The sequence below is a fragment of the Neobacillus sp. SRL179 genome (assembly GCF_984799095.1).
Window position 1 is genome coordinate 1,504,903 of the sequence record NZ_OZ481792.1, and the last position, 19,190, is coordinate 1,524,092.

The window sequence follows — 19,190 nt, forward strand, 5'->3', positions numbered from 1 at the left end:
ATTTTGAAAATAAATATCTATCTAAAAGTTGTTAGACATATACTTATATCACTAGCTAATTACTTTGACTTAAATAAAGTTCAATGCATGTTGCGTGGTGATAAAAATGAAGGCGTATATTGTCCTGCTATTACAGTTTATCATTTGGAGTGGCTATACCTTTATTGAATGGCTTTCAAAGCATGATCAACTTGTTTATAAGGTGATGATGTTCTTTGTATTTTTTTATTTGGCCTACCTGATTGGAAACCATATGACCAAATCTCCACGAAAAACACTCTTTATTACTACCTTAAGTTTGGTTATTTATACCTCCATTCATTATTCATTGGCACTTTTTTTACAATAAACTTTCACTTCTCTTTCCGCAAAAAAAGCCCCGCGTAGGAGCTTTTTTCTGCTTATTTCCGTGGATAATAGTACATAATTCTTTCATTAAAGAGATGCAGTTCACCTTGGAGCTTTTTAGCAAGAAATTTACAAAATTCATTTGCCTTGCCTTTATCTCCATAGGTAGATTGTTCAGGGAGTGTTATTTGAATGTAAGTTTGCTCACGTTCCACTCCATCCTCACTTTGAACTGTTTCCGTATCTATTCCAATTAAAATAGCATGGTAGCGCTCATGATCAGAATGAAGATAAAACCATGTTCCTTTGCCTGTATCCGTTTCTTTTATTTCGTATGGAAAGGCAGCATCCCCGTATTGCCAATTTAATTGATCACCCGTTTTTATGGTTATGTTCTTATAGTAATAAAATAATTCCTTAACCTCGTCAACCGTTACCGTTTGTTTAGCAGATGAGGGCACAAGTTTAATAAATGCGCTTTCAGCCATCACCAATTCCCCCTTACTCGTCTATGTATGAACTAATTCTATTCTAGCATTGATTAAAAAGTACTGCCAAGGGATACACAAATAAAAAAGACAGTTTCTTGTTATTTCTCTGAAAATGAATTATAATAATATTCTAAATATACAAAAAGGAGGAGCCTATGGAACTATTTGATAAGCTCTACGATGAGCATGAAAATGCCACTGTAAGATTTATAGGATTTACAACTGAAGATACTAGATATGACTTTGGAATTATTTATACTAATTTGTTTTTCGGAAAACCCCTTGTTGTCTGCATGCAAACTGGCCGTTCAACCCTCCTCGACCCTAAAGACATTGAAGATATTGATTATCTTCAAACTGTATTCCGTATTCCAGATAAACAACAAGCTGCAGATTTAGCTGAGTTTTTCCGGGGAACCATTCCGTCTATCCCATTTGTCACACAATACGAATAATTTTAAGAAAGGGCCCTCAGGGGTCTTTTTGTGTGTGTTATTTTTTAATGTGACATACAATTTAGGCTTGAAAAAGTAAATGTGTTATATTATTATTAAATTAAAGATAGGAAAAGGCTTTCAAAATCATGATCATTACTTAAGAAAAGGGGATTGAACAGATGGGTACTCTTGTATGCCAAACTTGTAACTCTACTATTGATCATTTTGAAGATGAAAAGGTAACAGTTCTTTACTCGAAATGTAACTGTTGTAATGACCACCATATTGAGGAAGAAGTATAAAAATAAAATTAAATTGAAAACAGGATTCCGAAAATCGGAATCCTGTTCTTTTATTGTATGGCTTTATATTCTTTAATAACATGAATTGTTTTCAATTCATCATCTTCAGGCCCTTGAACTGGCAGACCAACTTCGAGGTTTTTTCGAATATAATGGAGATTTTCCTCTGTGATGATTTCACCAGGAATAAAGATTGGAATACCTGGAGGATAAACCATTACAAATTCGGCAATGATTCGGCCTTCTGATTCTTCCAATGGGATTACTTCAGTTTCAGCATAAAATGCATCTCTAGGAGTTAACGCAAGCAAGGGGATTTCTGGGAGAAGAACTTCTACAGGTTCAATCTTTCCTGGACGAAGTTCACATTCCTTTGCCAGCTCTGTTAGGGCACTAACTAAAAGGTCACCCTCTGCCTCTGTGTCACCTAATGATATGATGCAAAGGATATTATATAAGTCCGATAATTCCACTTCAATATTATGATTGGCACGTAACCATTTTTCTACTTCATACCCAGTTAGACCTAGCTCTTTTACTGAGATAATTAATTTGGTCGGGTCATAATCAAAAGTGGCTTTTGAACCTAAAATTTCTTTTCCAACGCAACGTAGATGATCTATTTCATTAATTCTACTTCGAATAGATTGAGCTAAGTCGATTGTTTTGCTTATTAGCTCTTTACCCTTGGTTGCTAATTGTTTCCGGGCAACATCTAGAGAGGCTAATAATAAATAGGAAGTAGATGTGGTTGTTAACATGCTTAAAATAGATTGAACATGTTTGGCAGACACTAGTCCTTCCTTTACATTAAGGACCGAACTTTGCGTCATCGATCCTCCTAGTTTATGGACACTTGTTGCTGCAATATCTGCCCCAGCCTGCATCGCTGACATCGGCAGGTCATCATGAAAATGGATGTGAACACCATGTGCCTCATCTACAAGAACCGGTACATGATAAGAGTGAGCAATTTCGACGATTTTCTTTAAGTCAGCTGAAATACCAAAATAGGTTGGGTTAATAACTAATACTCCTTTGGCATCAGGATGCTGCTGTAGAGCTTTTTCAACTGATTCAGTTGTAATTCCATGAGAAATCCCTAAGTCTTTGTCAATCTCTGGATGAATAAAGACAGGGATGGATCCAGAAAAGACAATGGCTGACATGACAGATTTATGGACATTTCTTGGGACAATTATTTTTTCACCTGGTCCGCAAACAGCCATGACCATTGCGATAATCGCACCACTCGTCCCCTGTACAGAAAAGAAGGTATGGTCTGCGCCAAAAGCTTCTGCTGCTAAATCTTGCGCTTGTTTAATAATTCCTTTAGGTGAGTGAAGGTCATCTAAAGGCCCGATATTTATTAAATCAATTGACAAAGCATTATCACCGATAAATTGGCGGAATTCTGTATCCATTCCAGCTCCTTTTTTATGACCAGGAATATGGAATTGAGTTGGATTCTTTTTTGCATGTTCTAATAACCCGCTAAATAGCGGTGTTTGATTTTGGTTTTGTGACAATGGAAAATACACCTCTTTATAAAAAAATGCTCTAAATATGTCGTTTTTTCTTTTGAAAACATAAAACAAAGGAATTATAGCACTAATCTTTAGTGTTGCATAGGTTTTATATCTCGCTAACAACATTTTTTGATTCAAGTTAGTTTTTGATAAGGACAGGAAAAATAACCTTTTAAGACGAATTATAATTTATAACAATTAGGAGGGAATCTTTGTGAATTGGAAGACAAGAGTTTCAGAAGTTTTAAATATTAAATATCCTATCATCCAAGGTGGCTTAGCATACTTAGCCTATTCTGAATTAGCAGCAGCAGTTTCCAATGCAGGGGGATTAGGTCAAATTACGGCCATGTCATTAGATCATCCCAATCAACTTAGAGAAGAAATACAAAAAGTAAAGAAACTAACAAATAGCCCTTTTGGAGTAAATTTTGCAATTGGTCAACACGGGAGACCCTTTGCTGATTTCTTGCAAGTAGCCATTGAAGAAAATGTACCAGTTGTATCCATGACAGGAGGAAATCCGGCCCCTATTTTTGACCAGTTAAAGGGGACCGGTATAAAAACACTCGTGCTTGTAGCGGCCAGGAGACAGGCCGTGAAGGCAGAAGAATTGGGTGCTGATGCTGTAATGGTGGTTGGTCAGGAAGGGGGCGGCCATTTGGGAAGAGATGATGTAGGTACAATGGTTTTAATCCCACAAGTAGTGGATGCTGTATCCATTCCAGTCATCGCCTCAGGGGGAATCGGTGATGGCAGAGGACTCATGGCTGCACTAAGTTTAGGGGCTGAAGGAATTGAAATGGGAACAAGATTTATTGCGACAAGGGAATGTGTTCATGCCAATGAAATATATAAACAGAAGTTAGTTGAGGGATCTGAATCGGACACAGTAGTCATCAAAAGAACAATCGGGGCACCTGCAAGGGCAATTGTTAATCCATGGACAGATAAAATTCTTGAAATTGAACGGAACAAAGGTGATTATGAACAATTAAAAGATTTTATTAGTGGTATTGCTAATAAACGCTATATTTACAATGGAGATATCAGCGAAGGCTTTGCATGGGCCGGACAAGTAATGGGTTTAATAAAGGATATACCGACTGTAGCAGATCTAATTGAACGGATGATAAAAGATGCGGAACAAATCCGTGCAAAATGGGGAAAATAACGATATCATTCACTATAGTAACTATTAAGTAGGTGAAAGTATGGATTATCAATACCCAATAGACTACCACTGGTCTATTAATGAAATTGTTGATGTAATAAAATTCTTTGAAGCGATTGAAAAAGCGTATGAAAAGGGAATAGATCGGGATGAGGTCATGAAGGCCTATCGACGATTCAAAGAAATTGTTCCAAGTAAGGCCGAAGAAAAAACAATTTGCGGTGAGTTTGAAGAATTGAGTGGGTACTCGTCCTATCGGACCATTCAAAAAGCAAAAGCAGCCTCTTCAGGGGAAAAAATCAATATGAAATAACAAATGTGCGCCTTAATGTTTTGTCTTCTTGCAATTATATTAAAGACATGTTAAGCTTTAGAAGAATTATTTTTGTTCGGTGTAAAGGATAATATAAGATTAACTTTTCGTCTTGATGATCACTGAGTGCAAGGATAGTAACAAATTGTGTGCAAAGCACACAGCAGGAGGAAACAAAATGGAAAACGGTAAAGTAAAATGGTTTAATGCAGAAAAAGGTTTCGGATTCATCGAGCGTGAAGGTGGAGAAGATGTATTCGTTCATTTCTCAGCAATCCAAGGCGAAGGTTTCAAATCTTTAGACGAAGGTCAAGCAGTTACTTTTGATGTTGAGCAAGGTCAACGTGGAGCTCAAGCAGCTAACGTTCGTAAAGCTTAATTATAAACATTAAATGAAAAACAGACTCTTTACAGAGTCTGTTTTTTTTATTTTATTTTTTTATGTAAAAAAAAGGAGCCCTACTCACGAAGGAGTAGGGCACATGTTAACAAGTAATTAAAATGGTAAACAAAGTGTATCATATAATCTCGAATTTTCCTAATTAAGTTTACAGATTTCTAACTTTGAATAAAGAAAAGAGTTCACTATCACCGTTTCCACATATCAGGGGAAGCTTTTTTTATTTATAGGCTAACTTGAATAATGGGGTAAGTGTTTCAAAGGCGCTTCTAACTGCGTCCAAGAACCCATTTCCGTCCGTCAAGATCGGGTCACTTGCTGCAAAATGCCGCCCAATCAGAAATTCGGATTTTTTGACGTCACGGAACCGTTCAAGGGCATTTTTTAGGTCTATTTCCTTCAATGAGATTGCTTCCTTTTTCATATGGTCTTGGGAGACAACGAAATCATTTGGAACGGTAGTCTTGATCGTTTTCAAGTTTTTCAGAAATGTCTTGGCAATTTCCGTTTTGTTCGGCAATTCGTAAATAAATGCCAGCCATACAAATACATGGTCGTCAAACAAGCCAACTTGAAAATGGGGATGCTGCTTATATCCCCGTTTGTTGGACGCTATTGCCAACCAAGTATCTTTCGGGGGATTTACAGTTCTACGGGCGTGTTTAGCTATATGTAAAAACATTTCTTGTCCTAAATTTGCAGAAAGATCGTCCTTTAAATCTTGACCAATGATTCGGAACTTTGGTCGAATGCGTTCTTCGATTGCTTCCATTCTTGCATCTAGACCTTCAATATGAAACGTATCAAAATCGTTCTTTGTGAAACCTTCGAATACCATTTTTTAAAATTCTCCTTCGTCGTGTTTATTCGTTAGTTGAAAGGGTAAAAGATAGCAACGGCGGGCTTCCACTTCCTTACCATAACAATCATTATGTCCATTATTTTAGCATAAGTAGTGATATTCAAGAAGTTTATTGCTCTTCTAGGTTAATGCACATATTTGTTGCAACATATCTAGCTGACTCATATTATAAAGTAAAAAAATAATCTGAAAAATTAGTTAAATAATTAGGAGGAGATGAGAAAGGTGAAGCAATTAATGAATACATCTCTAAAAAAAGCGGGAGAAAAAGAAAGGACAGCAGTATTAAGAATGGAAATGGATTATGAATTAGCAACATTATTTGAAGCAATTGAGGATAAAAATGAGAAAAAAATGAAGGAATGTAAACTAAAGCTAGAAAAAATCCGTCAGGAATTATTACGATTAAAAGCTCTTTGATTGGTTAGAGATTTTAATAAATCAAAGGAGTAAAAAAAAAGAATGGGTCAAATAATAATAACTTATCTTTTAATTTAAAACGAACTCCAAGTAAGGTTGAGAGGAGTTCGTTTATTATTGTGCATATTGTGATTATTTTAACGAATGATGGAGTTAAAAGTTGATGGGTCCTGTCAATTTGATTAAGCTAGAGGTACATTAAATGATTTGTCATGCATTATACTACATACATTGGAAGTACGATCATTCTGAAATCGGAGGGAATTTATGCTTTGGGAAAATATTGATAGACATGCCAAACAATGGGTAAAGGAGGCAGGCGAAAAAATCCGCTTATCCTTTGATAAAACGTTAAACATTGAAACAAAATCAAATCCCAACGATCTTGTCACAAATATTGATAAAGAAATTGAACAATTTTTCATCAATAAAATTAGGGAAGTATATCCAGAACATAAAATAATGGGTGAAGAAGGTTTTGGTGATGAACTTAACAATCTGGACGGAATTGTTTGGTTAATCGACCCTATTGATGGGACGATGAATTTTATCCACCAACAAAGGAATTTTGCCATTTCCATTGGCGTTTATGAGAATGGAATTGGTAAGATTGGACTCATTTATGATGTTGCTCACAATGAGTTGTATCATGCCATACGTGGTCAAGGTGCTTTTCTTAATGGAAAACCGATACCAAGGCTTGAGGAAACAACAGTAAAAAAATCCATCATAGCATTAAATGCGACTTGGGTGATGGAAAACCACCGTATTGATCATAACTTAATGATTCCCTTAGCAAGAGACGCAAGAGGGACTAGATCATATGGTACGGCAGCCCTTGAAATGGTATTTGTCGCAACGGGCAGGGTAGACGCTTATATATCAATGCGATTATCCCCTTGGGATTTTGCTGCTGGGGTAGTAATTATCGAGGAACTTGGAGGTATTGTGACTAATTTACGAGGAGAAAAGCTGGATTTTCTCACGAAAGATTCATTGTTCGCAGCTAAGCCTGGTTTGCATCAATCAATACTTAAAGATTATTTGAAAAATGGTCAATGGTAACAAAAAAGAAGCCGGGTTCGGCTTCTTTTTTATACGCAATTGGCATGTTTTCTTTAAAGTTCTCCATTTTCGCGCATTTTTCTTTTGGTTTTAAAGCCCATCCCCATAATGACAATAACAGCTAGTATACAGCCGATTGCACCGATCAAACTCTTTTCGCTAATAGCAATTCCAATGCCCATAATACTGGTCGCAGCAAGCACTGCATAAATAAGTAAAGGCCATTTCACATTATTCATTTTCCATTCCCCTTTGTCATAAAAACAAGTAAATTTCGACTTGCTTACGTGTTTATTTTTTATTTTACATAAAATCAATTTTAGTTTCCACTTTAATTGTGGTATAATGTTTTAGTTGTATATGAAAAACTATAAATAGATTTTATTTTATGGATATAGGTAGGAGTGGAAATTTTTGAATATAAGAAATGATATACGTAATATTGCGATCATTGCCCACGTTGACCATGGTAAAACAACGTTGGTTGACCAACTATTAAGACAATCTGGAACATTTCGTTCTAACGAGCATGTAGAAGAACGTGCAATGGATTCAAATGATTTAGAAAGAGAACGTGGAATTACGATTCTCGCTAAGAATACAGCTATTCAATATAAAGATACCCGCATCAATATTTTAGATACTCCAGGACACGCTGACTTTGGCGGAGAAGTAGAACGGATTATGAAAATGGTTGATGGCGTTTTGCTTGTAGTCGATGCATATGAAGGTTGCATGCCGCAAACTCGCTTCGTTCTTAAGAAAGCACTTGAACAAAACTTAACGCCAATTGTAGTCGTAAACAAAATCGACCGGGATTTTGCTCGTCCAGCAGAAGTTATTGATGAAGTCCTTGATTTATTTATTGAACTTGGTGCAAACGAAGACCAACTTGAGTTTCCGGTGCTCTACGCTTCAGCCATTAATGGTACGGCAAGTAAAAATCCTGAAAAGCAAGATGAGAATATGCAATGTTTATATGATGCCATTGTTGAATATATTCCTGCACCAATTGATAATCGTGATGAACCGTTGCAATTCCAAGTGGCGCTTCTTGATTACAATGATTTTGTTGGCAGAATTGGAATTGGACGTGTTTTCCGTGGAACCATTCATGTAGGCCAGCAAGTTGCCCTTATGAAATTAGATGGTTCCGTAAAACAATTCCGTGTTACAAAGATTTTTGGTTTCTTTGGCCTGAAACGTCAAGAAATTCAAGAAGCTGTTGCAGGCGACTTAATCGCTGTTTCCGGAATGGAAGATATAAATGTTGGTGAAACTGTTACTCCGATTGAACACCAAGAAGCATTACCGGTATTACGAATTGACGAACCTACTCTACAAATGACCTTTGCCGTAAACAATAGTCCATTTGCTGGTCGAGAAGGTAAGTATTTAACTTCAAGAAAAATTGAAGAAAGACTTCTTGCTCAATTGCATACGGATGTAAGTTTACGTGTAGAAAACACGGATTCACCGGATGCTTGGATTGTTTCAGGACGCGGTGAACTTCATTTATCCATTTTAATTGAAAACATGCGTCGTGAAGGCTACGAACTCCAAGTATCAAAACCTGAGGTTATTGTGAAAGTTATTGACGGTGTTCGTTGTGAACCAGTTGAAAGGGTACAAATTGATGTACCTGAAGAGCATACAGGTTCAGTAATGGAATCAATCGGTGCCCGCAAAGGTGAAATGCTGGATATGATCAACAACGGATCTGGTCAAGTTCGATTAATTTTCAATGTTCCTGCACGTGGTTTAATTGGGTATACAACAGAGTTCCTAACGATGACACGTGGTTATGGAATCATCAATCATACTTTCGACAGCTACCAGCCAATGCTTCAAGGTCAAGTTGGTGGCAGACATCAAGGCGTCCTTGTTTCAATGGAAACTGGTAAAGCTTCCACATATGGTATCATGCAAGTTGAGGATCGTGGTACGATTTTTGTTGAACCGGGTACGGAGATTTATGAAGGTATGATTGTAGGCGAAAACACTCGTGAAAATGATATTACCGTAAACATAACTAAAACGAAGCAAGCGACAAATGTTCGTTCTGCTAACAAAGATCAAACATCGGTTATAAAAAAACCACGGATTATGACATTGGAAGAGTCATTAGAGTATTTAAATGATGACGAATATTGTGAAGTAACTCCTGAGTCGATTCGTCTTCGTAAGAAAATTCTTGATAAAAATGAACGTGAAAAAGCAGCAAAAAGGAAAAAAGTTGCTGAATTGAGTTAAGTAAAGAGGTGCATTCTGTGGAAGAACTAAAAGGCTTGTCCCCTAGTTTAAGATTCTTTATTGAGCTTACAAATATAGAGACGGGTGTATTACTACAATATTTCTTTATTGTAATTTTGACAGTGATTGTCTATCGGTTAGGATTTGCCAAAAAATTACCTCTTTTGAAAAATGTGATAATATATTTGTGCCTTTTTGCTGGATGCTTGCTAATGTTGTTTTTTTCCTATGCATTACCAATTGCTGAAGGCTTAGGTGTTGCAGCGTTAATATTAATCATATATAAAATTCGCCTTCACCAGTCAAAAAAGCAACAGGTAGAAGTTAAATAATGGGGGGAAGTTTATGCAATCCTTACAGGATGCACTTTATAACTGGCTTACGATCAAAATTGTGTGTGATGCGCGTCCTGATGATTCAGCTGCAATAGAGACCCGTGACTTTTTTGAAGATATAATAACATCCCAGCATCATGTTTCAAACATTCAAATAACTACAGATGATGTGATGTATTATCTAACCTATTTGCAAGGGGAAGAAACAAAAAAGACACGTTTTCCACGTGAATTAATTGAGGTTATGCTGAACCAAATAAATCAAGAACCTGAAAGGTATGAGAACTACCCAATGGAAGAAGATTAAAAAAACCGCTTGTATATTAAATTAAAATATACAAGCGGTTTTTTTTGTGTGAATAATAATTTCTGATGCCTATGCACATATTAGTGTACCCGTGATTTAGGGCAGTTGGCAGCATTTTACCATTCATCCTTTGCGGACTTAGGGCGGTATAGACGGAAATTGCCTGTGTCAATTCGTGCATTTGTTTTTTCAGATATTCTGGCATTGCAATCTTTGCACATATATGTATGGATGGGACGATTACGAAGACGCTTGGCTACAAATGATTCATCCTCAATAGTTTCAATTTTGTCACAGATTACACACTTTACTCTCATTCAAGCACCTCTTCAAAAAATTCTATCTTGATTACAGAATGGTTTATAGTAAGTATACCATGACTAAACAGTAAGAGGTAAATCAATTGGTTAAGGTTGCTGAATAATAGGGATAGTAGTAATATGAAAATATCTGTTTTGGATGTGGCTTAGGAAGTTTAATGGGGGTGTTTATGTTGGCAAATCAAGTTGAACCAAGGTTAATTCAATCATTATATGAGGAAATGCAAAGAGAACGTTTTGTAACTTTGGCTACAGTAGATTATGAAACTGGGGGTCCGAATGTTAGTGCTATCTCCTGGATATTAGCTAAAGACGATCGTACCCTCTATTTTGCGATTGATAATCGTTCCAGAATTCTCAAAAATATTATTAAAAATAATAAAGTAGTCATTAATTTGATAGCAAATGAATCTACATATTCAATCCAAGGGAATGCACATGTTAGAGAGGAAAGATTACCAGATGTCCCTTTAAAGCTGGCATTAGTGGAAGTAACAATTAATGAAGTCAGAGATGTCATGTTTTATGGTTCAAAAATTGTTGCAGAGGTAAGGTATGATAAAACCTATGATAAGAAAGCAGCCCAAAAATTAGATTCTCAAGTAATGGAAGCAATGAAAAAAGCTTAGTAGGAAACTAAGCTTTTTTTATACCTTTTTATTTTTGGTGATTGGATTGGTCTTCTTGCTCATTCTTTAATTTTTTTCCTTCGTTAGCTGGAAGTTTGTTATCAGGCTTTTCCGTAGCATTTTTAGGGTTTGGTGTGATTAAATCCCCGGGTACTTCAGGCATTAATCGCCCTGCAATATCTGCAAGTTCTTCCATAATTCCTCGAATTGGCCTGCCATTTTTTATATCTGCTTGTATCTCTTTTAAACGCTGGTTTGTATCAGCATCAGCTACCACAACCGCCTTGGCACCATAAGGATCTTTTCTCAAACTTTCAGCAACGGAGTATTTTATGGAGCCTACCTGTGATCGGTCAATTTTGGCATTAACATCAATTCCTACAATGGCATAGTTCCCTAAAACTACGGCTGTTGCATCATTTACATTAGGAATACTTGTTGCGAGACTTACTAAGCGTTTCGAAATATCCTGGCCGGATTTACGGTCAACACTTTCTATATAACTGTTTTTAACATTTACTAATGACTGATTATTATTTTTTGCTGTTTCATTATTATTATTTGTACTGCATCCTGCTAGCAGAAGGCAAAACGCTGTTGTCATTACTATGTTTTTCATTACTAAACACCTCCAAGAAGATTTACAAAGATTATAATTAATTAAGTCATGTTCACGATAAGATGTAAGGTCTCATTAACATTTATTGTGCGGAACGTCTTCTATCTTTATTCCAATAAACATATATTTTACCAAAGTCCAATCTAGCAAATGGTTGTTGAAACTTATTTTATAGCCATACACCAGGTGATCAGGAGGCGTCGCTTTGAGTAAAATATACGTGTTAGATACGAATGTCTTGTTACAAGACCCGTATTCCATTTTTTCTTTTGAAGATAATGAAGTTGTTATTCCGGCAGTGGTCCTTGAAGAAGTGGACTCAAAGAAAAGATATATGGATGAAGTAGGAAGGAATGCAAGACATGTATCCAGATTAATTGATGGTCTTAGGGCTTCAGGGAAACTTCATGAAAAAATCCCGCTTGATAGCGGGGGCTCAATCAGAATTGAATTAAACCATCGCTCCTTTCATGAACTTCAAGATATTTTTATTGAAAAAACCAATGATAATCGTATTTTAGCGGTTGCAAAAAACTTATACCTAGAGGAGCAAGCAAAGGAAGACGGCAAGCCGGTTATCATTGTAAGCAAAGATGCGTTAGTCAGGGTAAAAGCAGATGCAATTGGACTGACAGCTGAAGATTTTTTAAATGATCGGGTTGTTGAAGTCGAACATATATATACGGGGTTTTATGAGCTCCTACTTCCGCTTGAATTATTAGGCCGCTTTTATGAAAAGGGAGAATTATCGCTATCTGAAGTTGCTAACCATCCATTTTATCCACACCAATTTCTTATTATGAAAGATGTACTAGGAGGTTCTGCATCAGCGATAGGAATGGTCGATAAATCAAGTAAGAAGGTAAAAAAATTAACCTTAAACCAAGAACATGTTTGGGGAATTCATTCTAGAAATGTACAACAAACAATGGCAATTGAATTATTGTTACGTAAGGATATCCCACTGGTTACATTAATTGGGAAAGCGGGAACTGGCAAAACTCTGCTTGCTCTTGCTTCGGGATTAATGCAAACGGAGGATTTTAGAGAATATAAAAAACTATTAGTAGCAAGGCCTATCGTACCAGTAGGAAAGGATTTGGGATTTCTGCCTGGTGAAAAGCAGGAAAAGTTAAGACCATGGATGCAGCCAATTTATGATAATTTAGAATATCTTTTTAATACTAAAAAGCCAGGTGAATTAGATGCCATATTGGCAGGGATGGGATCAATTGAGGTAGAGGCACTTACCTATATTCGGGGAAGGAGTTTGCCTAAGCAGTTTATTATTATTGATGAGGCACAAAATTTAACGAAACATGAAGTAAAAACCATTTTAACTCGAGTTGGAGAGGGAAGTAAGATTGTATTAATGGGGGACCCTGAACAAATAGACCACCCTTATCTTGATGCCTATAACAATGGATTAACCTATGTTGTGGAAAGATTTAAGGATCAAAATATTTCCGGTCATGTCAAACTATTAAAAGGAGAACGCTCGGGTCTAGCAAGACTGGCCGCTGACCTTCTGTAAAAAAACGGGTGCCAATAGGCACCCGTTACTAGCCGGGTTAATCCAATAAGATAACCGGAATTATTTAACGATAAATGCTCTTACATTCCTAATAGGGTTATCCTGATTTGAACCATCACCAAAGTAGAGGTGGACAGGTCCATCAGCTGATAAAGGTTGTCCATTTTTTGAATATCCTAAAATGATTTCATAAGCTTTTTCAAGAGTATATTCATGTTCACCCTCTGTAGTTTGAACAACAAGGGTATTTGCGCCATCGCCTGGCTCAGCATTTAACAAGAATGGCTTTAAAGCTATTCCAAATGTTCCATTCAATACCTTTTCTTTTTCAAATTTCTTCTCAGTTTTTAATGTTGGAGGGTGAATGGCTCCTTCCATAATTTCACGATCCCAATGTTTTGAAACTGCTTTTGTGTAAGCTTCTTTTGAATCTATAATCTCTTTTTCCTTCGTAAAATAAGTGGTTAAATCAATACGCCGATCATCAAATATCCAAACCCCAGGGTCCAGCGTAATCTTGTATTTTACATTACCTGTTATAGTCATAATATTTTCCATCATACATACCCCCTAAAATCTAACCTCATTTAGTATAACTTTTTTTCGGTGGATTGTCATAAATACAACTCCTTTTGGCATTATCCATTATTGTTCTTGCAATTTTTTATTGTAAACGGTAAAATTTATAGATAAGTTGAATTATCGCTCTGAAATGGGGGGATCAATGTTGGCGTCTGAAATGATCGTGAATCACCAGGAAAAGGCTTATGCATTATTGCAGGCTGACGCTGAAAAAATATTAAAGCTTATCAAAGTGCAAATGGACAATCTCACGATGCCTCAATGCCCTCTTTATGAAGAGGTGTTGGATACACAAATGTTTGGCCTTTCAAGAGAAATAGACTTTGCTGTTCGATTAGGCTTAATAGATGGTAAGGATGGAAGGGCAATTATCGATCAATTAGAAAGAGAACTATCTGCTCTTCACGATGCATCCTTAAAAAAATAATGGATTAAGAACTCAGACAATACCAGAGAATTGTTTGAGTTTTTTATTATTCTTTTTCTTATATAGTTTTTTGAATTTTCTATATTAAAATATTGTAACAAATGAGTTTTTCCTCCACTTATTCCTCTGATTTTCTATTATAATAGATTAGTATATATTAATTTTTATAAATGAGGACGTCCTAAATGTTAAAAAAAATATTAAAATCATATGACTATACTTTAATTATGGCAATCATCCTATTGTGTGCTTTTGGGCTAGTGATGATATACAGTTCCAGTATGGCAACCGCGGTTCAAAGGTATGAAGTACAAAGTGATTATTTTTATCAAAAACAAAAGGTGTGGCTGCTGTTTTTTACGATCATTTTTCTTTGTTCAGCGATTATTCCCTATAAACTTATGAACTTCAAGAAAATACTAGTATTTATTGTGTTAGGTTCTATTCTTTCCCTAATTGGTTTATATCCTTTTGGAGTAGAAAAAAACAATGCACAGAGCTGGTACGCAATTGGGTCTTTCTTACTTCAACCTTCTGAATTTGTAAAGCTTGGAGTGATTATTTATTTGGCGGCTGTTTATGCAAAAAAGCAATCGTATATCAATCAATTTAATAAAGGTGTACTGCCGCCATTGGTGTATTTGTTTATTGTATGTGCCTTAATCATATTTCAACCTGACTTTGGTACTGCCTTTATTATTATAGTAATTGCCAGTATGATGATCTTGTGCTCAGGGATGAATTTTAAAAGTATCGGAAAATTAGGTTTAATGGCGGTTATTATCCTCCTGCCAGTTATTTTAGTTTCGTGGGGCAAGTTTTTTTCTGCAGAGCAACTAAGCCGTTTTGAAGTATTGCAAAATCCATTTGCCGATAAATATGTGAAGGATGCTGGCTTTCACCTTGCTAATTCGTATATTGCGATTGGATCGGGCGGTGTCAATGGGTTAGGCTTAGGCAGGAGTATTCAAAAGCTTGGTTATTTGCCAGAATCGCATACTGACTTTATTATGGCAGTAATTGCCGAGGAATTAGGAATATGGGGTGTGGGTTTCGTCATTCTCTTGCTTGCGTATATCGTCTTGCGAGGAATTTATATTGGCTTGCAATGTAAGGATCCTTTTGGGAGTCTCCTCGCAATTGGTATTTCAAGTATGATTGGCATTCAAACCTTTATCAATCTCGCAGGCGTATCTGGATTAATCCCTCTAACTGGTGTACCACTGCCCTATATTAGTTATGGAGGATCATCATTATTAATGCTTGGAGTTGCAACAGGAATTCTTGTGAATGTATCGATGTTTGTACGATATGAAAAGAAATATAAACATAAGCAGGAACCCGTGGATCATAAAAGAAAAACAAATGATGGAAAGGTTTTTTATCTATAAAGAAACGCGAGGGAATATTCCCTTGCGTTTTTAAAAATACATAGAATACGAGGTGCTTTACGTGACTAGACAAATTAATAAAGTTTTAGTGGCCAATCGAGGAGAGATTGCCATAAGGGTTTTTCGCGCTTGTACTGAACTGAATATTCGCACTGTTGCCATTTATTCAAAAGAAGATTCTGGAGCCTACCATCGATATAAAGCAGATGAAGCTTATATAGTAGGGGAAGGGAAGAAGCCGATTGATGCATATTTGGATATTGATGGAATTATCAATATTGCCAAAAAAAGTGGTGTAAATGCTATTCACCCTGGTTATGGTTTTATGTCAGAAAATATTCATTTTGCAAAGCGATGTGAAGAGGAAGGAATCATTTTTATTGGTCCATCGTCTAAACATTTGGATATGTTTGGAGATAAGGTGAAAGCTAGAAAACAGGCTGAGCTCGCCAATATCCCTGTTATTCCAGGTAGTGATGGACCTGTTAAGTCAGTTAATGATGTATTTCATTTTGCAGATATTCATGGGTTTCCCATCATCATCAAAGCCTCTCTTGGAGGGGGCGGCCGGGGAATGAGAATTGTCCAAACCAAAGAAGAAGTAAAAGAATCTTTTGAACGGGCAAAATCCGAGGCGAAGGCAGCCTTTGGAAATGACGAGGTCTATCTAGAGAAATTAATTGAGAAGCCCAAACATATTGAAGTCCAAATCATTGGTGATCAATTTGATCATCTCGTTCATCTTTATGATCGGGATTGTTCTGTTCAACGACGCCACCAAAAAGTTGTCGAAGTTGCGCCTAGTGTGTCTATTTCCCAGGAATTACGTAAGCGCATTTGTGATGCAGCTGTGAAATTGATGAAAAATGTCGGATATATAAATGCTGGTACCGTTGAATTCCTTGTTTCGGGAAATGATTTTTATTTTATTGAAGTTAATCCACGGGTTCAGGTGGAACACACGGTTACAGAATTGGTAACGGGGATCGACATAGTTCAAACACAAATTTTAGTTGCGGAAGGACATGAATTACACGGGCCAATTATAGGCATACCAAGCCAAGAAAATATCCAATTAAATGGCTTTGCCATCCAGTCTCGAGTAACTACAGAAGATCCGCTAAATAATTTTATGCCTGATACAGGAAAAATTAATGTATACCGTTCAGGTGGTGGTTTTGGGGTTCGTCTGGATGCTGGAAACGGTTTTCAAGGGGCTGTCATCACACCTTATTATGATTCTTTGCTCGTTAAGCTATCTACCTGGGCATTAACATTTGAGCAAGCTGCATCAAAAATGGTTCGAAACTTACAAGAATTTAGAATCAGGGGTATCAAAACGAATATTCCATTTTTAGAAAATGTAGTGAAACATGAAAAATTTAGAAATGGAGAATATGATACTTCTTTTATTGATACCACACCTGAGTTATTTATATTTCCCGTAAGTAAAGACAGGGGAACCAAAATGCTAAGTTACATTGGAACGGTCACTGTAAATGGTTTTCCGGGCATTGAGAAAAAGAAAAGACCAGTTTTCTCAAAACCCAGATTCCCTGCATTAAGGTTTGATCTTCCCTATCAAGAAGGAACGAAGCAAATTTTAGATAAATATGGAGCTGAGGGCCTCGTACAGTGGGTGAAAAATCAAAAACAAGTATTATTGACAGATACAACCTTTAGAGATGCTCATCAATCATTGCTAGCGACTAGGATGAGAACAACTGATATGGTTCATGTAGCAGAACCCACTGCCAAATTACTGCCTGACTTATTTTCTTTTGAGATGTGGGGTGGTGCTACGTTTGATGTCGCCTATAGATTCTTGAAAGAAGATCCTTGGGACCGATTACTAGCACTTCGTGAAAAAATACCAAATGTATTGTTTCAAATGCTGTTTCGCGGCGCAAATGCGGTTGGATATAAAAACTATCCTGACAACGTCATCCGCGAGTTTGTTAAGCAGTCTGCAGCTGCAGGAATAGATGTTTTTCGGATCTTTGATAGTTTAAACTGGATTAAGGGGATGGAAGTAGCGATTGATGCAGTGCGGCAGTCAGGAAAAGTTGCGGAGGCATCGATCTGTTATACAGGAGATATTCTAGACCCAACAAGAACAAAATATAACCTGACTTATTATAAAAACCTCGCTCAAGAATTAGAAAAACAAGGGGCACATATCCTAGCAATCAAGGATATGGCAGGTTTATTAAAGCCTGAAGCCGCTTATCGTTTAGTGTCTGAATTAAAAGAGTCAATCGACATTCCAATCCATCTTCATACACATGATACAAGTGGGAATGGTATTTTTACTTATGCACGTGCAATAGAAGGCGGAGTGGATATTGTTGATACGGCCCTAAGTACAATGGCCGGGTTAACCTCGCAACCGAGTGCAAATTCCCTATTTTATGCTCTTGAGGGAACAGCTCGAAGACCAAAAGTGAATATTGAGGCATTGGAGAAATTATCATACTATTGGGAGGATATTCGCCGGTATTATCATGATTTTGAGAGTGGAATGATTTCGCCGCATTCTGAAGTGTATCAGCATGAAATGCCTGGTGGGCAATATAGTAATTTACAGCAACAGGCTAAAGCGGTTGGGCTCGGAGAACAATGGGATGTGATTAAGGAAATGTATTCAAGAGTCAATAAAATGTTCGGCGACATTGTAAAGGTAACTCCGCTTAGTAAAATCAACTTGGTCAAGCAGTTCGCCTGGACGCACCTCTAGTGGCCTCTTCCCCTTTAATATTACTTTTTGAAGTTCTCCTGGAAAACCTTCATATGGCTGACCTAAATAACCTTCAAATAATTCAACTACAGAATCCGGAAAATCTAGGGACTGTCCCTTTAACATCACATCTTCTTCGGATAACTCATTCTGAACCATGAATAATGCCATGTCCCCCACTACCTTTGAAGAAATTTCTTATGCACTATACCCTAAAATGTTGATAGAATATATGAAGACAGTTGAGCTATATGGAAACATTTCAATGCTTGATACACCAACCTTCCTTTATGGTTTGAGAATGGGTGAAGAAGTTGAAGTTGAAATTGAAACAGGCAAAACGCTGATTGTAAAACTTGTTTCTATTGGTCAGCCACAGGCTGATGGTACCAGGGTTGTTTATTTTGAATTAAATGGACAGCCTCGAGAGGTATTTATAAAAGATGAAAGTATTAAATCTACTGTCATCTCCAGATTAAAGGCAGACGTGAAAAATGAAGAACATATTTCAGCTTCCATGCCAGGAACGGTCATTAAAGTCCTTGTTGAAAAAGGTGAGCAAGTTGAACGGGGGGATCACTTAATGATTACTGAGGCTATGAAGATGGAAACTACCGTTCAAGCGCCATATACGGGAGTAGTAAAAGACGTCTATGTTGCTAGCGGTGATGCGATTCTCACCGGAGATTTATTAATAGAGTTAAGTAAGGCCTAA

General features: G+C 36.8%; 23 protein-coding genes and 2 pseudogenes. 17 read left to right on the forward strand and 8 right to left on the reverse strand.

All coding sequences use genetic code 11. The features are described from left to right. Nucleotides 1-106 precede the first annotated feature (106 nt). Nucleotides 107-349 carry a hypothetical protein gene (locus AC4E8C_RS07445; RefSeq protein ID WP_490211487.1) on the forward strand — a complete coding sequence of 81 codons (243 nt, stop codon included), beginning with the start codon at nucleotides 107-109 and terminating at the stop codon, nucleotides 347-349. Between the two features lie 52 nt (nucleotides 350-401). Here AC4E8C_RS07445 and AC4E8C_RS07450 read toward each other — a convergent pair whose 3' ends face one another. After that, nucleotides 402-836, reverse strand: coding sequence for a DUF1885 family protein (locus AC4E8C_RS07450; protein ID WP_490211488.1), 435 nt, complete (start codon nucleotides 834-836; stop codon nucleotides 402-404). 158 nt (nucleotides 837-994) lie between these two features. Here AC4E8C_RS07450 and AC4E8C_RS07455 point away from each other — a divergent pair, with 158 nt between their 5' ends. After that, nucleotides 995-1,294 (forward strand): DUF3055 domain-containing protein, encoded by a 300-nt coding sequence (locus AC4E8C_RS07455; protein WP_490211489.1) that lies wholly within the window; start codon nucleotides 995-997, stop codon nucleotides 1,292-1,294. 161 nt (nucleotides 1,295-1,455) lie between these two features. Further along, nucleotides 1,456-1,578: a GapA-binding peptide SR1P gene (locus AC4E8C_RS07460; protein WP_490211490.1), complete on the forward strand. Its 123-nt coding sequence runs from the start codon at nucleotides 1,456-1,458 to the stop codon at nucleotides 1,576-1,578. A gap of 50 nt (nucleotides 1,579-1,628) precedes the next feature. Here the strand turns inward: AC4E8C_RS07460 and AC4E8C_RS07465 are convergent, their stop codons facing one another. Then, nucleotides 1,629-3,107, reverse strand: coding sequence for an aminotransferase class I/II-fold pyridoxal phosphate-dependent enzyme (locus tag AC4E8C_RS07465; RefSeq protein ID WP_490211491.1), 1,479 nt, complete (start codon nucleotides 3,105-3,107; stop codon nucleotides 1,629-1,631). A 214-nt stretch (nucleotides 3,108-3,321) separates the two neighbouring features. On the opposite strand from AC4E8C_RS07465, the gene AC4E8C_RS07470 reads away from it, so the two are divergent. From AC4E8C_RS07470 to AC4E8C_RS07480, 3 genes are all read left to right on the forward strand, one after another. Next, the gene (locus tag AC4E8C_RS07470) at nucleotides 3,322-4,281 is read left to right on the forward strand and encodes an NAD(P)H-dependent flavin oxidoreductase (protein WP_490211492.1); all 960 of its coding nucleotides are present in this window, start codon (nucleotides 3,322-3,324) and stop codon (nucleotides 4,279-4,281) included. 40 nt (nucleotides 4,282-4,321) lie between these two features. Then, nucleotides 4,322-4,594 (forward strand): UPF0223 family protein, encoded by a 273-nt coding sequence (locus AC4E8C_RS07475; RefSeq protein WP_490211493.1) that lies wholly within the window; start codon nucleotides 4,322-4,324, stop codon nucleotides 4,592-4,594. A gap of 178 nt (nucleotides 4,595-4,772) precedes the next feature. Beyond that, nucleotides 4,773-4,973, forward strand: coding sequence for a cold-shock protein (locus AC4E8C_RS07480; RefSeq protein WP_098532719.1), 201 nt, complete (start codon nucleotides 4,773-4,775; stop codon nucleotides 4,971-4,973). Nucleotides 4,974-5,214: 241 nt separating this feature from the next. On the opposite strand, the gene AC4E8C_RS07485 is transcribed toward AC4E8C_RS07480, so the two are convergent. After that, nucleotides 5,215-5,832: a YktB family protein gene (locus AC4E8C_RS07485; protein WP_490211494.1), complete on the reverse strand. Its 618-nt coding sequence runs from the start codon at nucleotides 5,830-5,832 to the stop codon at nucleotides 5,215-5,217. A 249-nt stretch (nucleotides 5,833-6,081) separates the two neighbouring features. Between AC4E8C_RS07485 and AC4E8C_RS07490 the strand changes: the two genes are divergently transcribed. Both AC4E8C_RS07490 and AC4E8C_RS07495 read left to right on the forward strand, forming a co-directional pair. Then, entirely contained in the window at nucleotides 6,082-6,276 is a 195-nt protein-coding gene (locus AC4E8C_RS07490) for a hypothetical protein (protein WP_490212493.1), read from the forward strand. A gap of 267 nt (nucleotides 6,277-6,543) precedes the next feature. After that, a complete protein-coding gene (locus AC4E8C_RS07495; protein ID WP_490211495.1) occupies nucleotides 6,544-7,341 on the forward strand; it encodes an inositol monophosphatase family protein in 798 nt (265 codons plus the stop codon). Between the two features lie 53 nt (nucleotides 7,342-7,394). Here AC4E8C_RS07495 and AC4E8C_RS07500 read toward each other — a convergent pair whose 3' ends face one another. Further along, entirely contained in the window at nucleotides 7,395-7,580 is a 186-nt protein-coding gene (locus tag AC4E8C_RS07500) for a YlaF family protein (protein ID WP_490211496.1), read from the reverse strand. 175 nt (nucleotides 7,581-7,755) lie between these two features. Here AC4E8C_RS07500 and typA point away from each other — a divergent pair, with 175 nt between their 5' ends. Genes typA through AC4E8C_RS07515 form a run of 3 tightly spaced genes read left to right on the forward strand, consistent with a single transcriptional unit; the run spans nucleotide 7,756 to nucleotide 10,236 of the window. Continuing rightward, nucleotides 7,756-9,594, forward strand: coding sequence for a translational GTPase TypA (gene typA, locus AC4E8C_RS07505; RefSeq protein ID WP_490211497.1), 1,839 nt, complete (start codon nucleotides 7,756-7,758; stop codon nucleotides 9,592-9,594). A 17-nt stretch (nucleotides 9,595-9,611) separates the two neighbouring features. After that, the gene (locus AC4E8C_RS07510) at nucleotides 9,612-9,926 is read left to right on the forward strand and encodes a YlaH-like family protein (protein WP_490211498.1); all 315 of its coding nucleotides are present in this window, start codon (nucleotides 9,612-9,614) and stop codon (nucleotides 9,924-9,926) included. A gap of 13 nt (nucleotides 9,927-9,939) precedes the next feature. Then, complete coding sequence (locus AC4E8C_RS07515; RefSeq protein WP_490211499.1) at nucleotides 9,940-10,236, forward strand: hypothetical protein; 297 nt, start codon at nucleotides 9,940-9,942, stop codon at nucleotides 10,234-10,236. A gap of 116 nt (nucleotides 10,237-10,352) precedes the next feature. Here AC4E8C_RS07515 and AC4E8C_RS07520 read toward each other — a convergent pair whose 3' ends face one another. Next, the gene (locus tag AC4E8C_RS07520; protein ID WP_490211500.1) at nucleotides 10,353-10,553 is read right to left on the reverse strand and encodes a YlaI family protein; all 201 of its coding nucleotides are present in this window, start codon (nucleotides 10,551-10,553) and stop codon (nucleotides 10,353-10,355) included. A gap of 176 nt (nucleotides 10,554-10,729) precedes the next feature. Here AC4E8C_RS07520 and AC4E8C_RS07525 point away from each other — a divergent pair, with 176 nt between their 5' ends. Continuing rightward, on the forward strand, nucleotides 10,730-11,185 hold the full coding sequence (locus AC4E8C_RS07525; protein ID WP_490212494.1) for a pyridoxamine 5'-phosphate oxidase family protein: 456 nt from the start codon (nucleotides 10,730-10,732) through the stop codon (nucleotides 11,183-11,185). A 28-nt stretch (nucleotides 11,186-11,213) separates the two neighbouring features. On the opposite strand, the gene AC4E8C_RS07530 is transcribed toward AC4E8C_RS07525, so the two are convergent. Next, complete coding sequence (locus AC4E8C_RS07530) at nucleotides 11,214-11,804, reverse strand: YhcN/YlaJ family sporulation lipoprotein (protein WP_490211501.1); 591 nt, start codon at nucleotides 11,802-11,804, stop codon at nucleotides 11,214-11,216. 205 nt (nucleotides 11,805-12,009) lie between these two features. On the opposite strand from AC4E8C_RS07530, the gene AC4E8C_RS07535 reads away from it, so the two are divergent. After that, nucleotides 12,010-13,338, forward strand: a complete 1,329-nt coding sequence (locus AC4E8C_RS07535) for a PhoH family protein (RefSeq protein WP_490211502.1) — start codon at nucleotides 12,010-12,012, stop codon at nucleotides 13,336-13,338. 60 nt (nucleotides 13,339-13,398) lie between these two features. Here AC4E8C_RS07535 and AC4E8C_RS07540 read toward each other — a convergent pair whose 3' ends face one another. Then, entirely contained in the window at nucleotides 13,399-13,896 is a 498-nt protein-coding gene (locus AC4E8C_RS07540) for a peptidyl-prolyl cis-trans isomerase (protein WP_490212495.1), read from the reverse strand. Between the two features lie 169 nt (nucleotides 13,897-14,065). On the opposite strand from AC4E8C_RS07540, the gene AC4E8C_RS07545 reads away from it, so the two are divergent. From AC4E8C_RS07545 to pyc, 3 genes and pseudogenes are all read left to right on the forward strand, one after another. Continuing rightward, a complete protein-coding gene (locus AC4E8C_RS07545) occupies nucleotides 14,066-14,347 on the forward strand; it encodes an Fpa/YlaN family protein (protein ID WP_490212496.1) in 282 nt (93 codons plus the stop codon). A 185-nt stretch (nucleotides 14,348-14,532) separates the two neighbouring features. Then, nucleotides 14,533-15,738: an FtsW/RodA/SpoVE family cell cycle protein gene (locus tag AC4E8C_RS07550; protein ID WP_490211503.1), complete on the forward strand. Its 1,206-nt coding sequence runs from the start codon at nucleotides 14,533-14,535 to the stop codon at nucleotides 15,736-15,738. A 61-nt stretch (nucleotides 15,739-15,799) separates the two neighbouring features. Next, nucleotides 15,800-18,436 (forward strand): annotated as a pseudogene (gene pyc, locus AC4E8C_RS07555) (pyruvate carboxylase); the annotation flags it as partial. On the opposite strand, the gene AC4E8C_RS07560 reads toward pyc, so the two are convergent. Beyond that, entirely contained in the window at nucleotides 18,383-18,646 is a 264-nt protein-coding gene (locus tag AC4E8C_RS07560) for a hypothetical protein (protein WP_490211504.1), read from the reverse strand. The pseudogene pyc and the gene AC4E8C_RS07560 overlap by 54 nt on opposite strands. Nucleotides 18,647-18,659: 13 nt before the next feature. On the opposite strand from AC4E8C_RS07560, the pseudogene AC4E8C_RS07565 reads away from it, so the two are divergent. Continuing rightward, a pseudogene (locus AC4E8C_RS07565) lies at nucleotides 18,660-19,190 on the forward strand (biotin/lipoyl-containing protein); the annotation flags it as partial.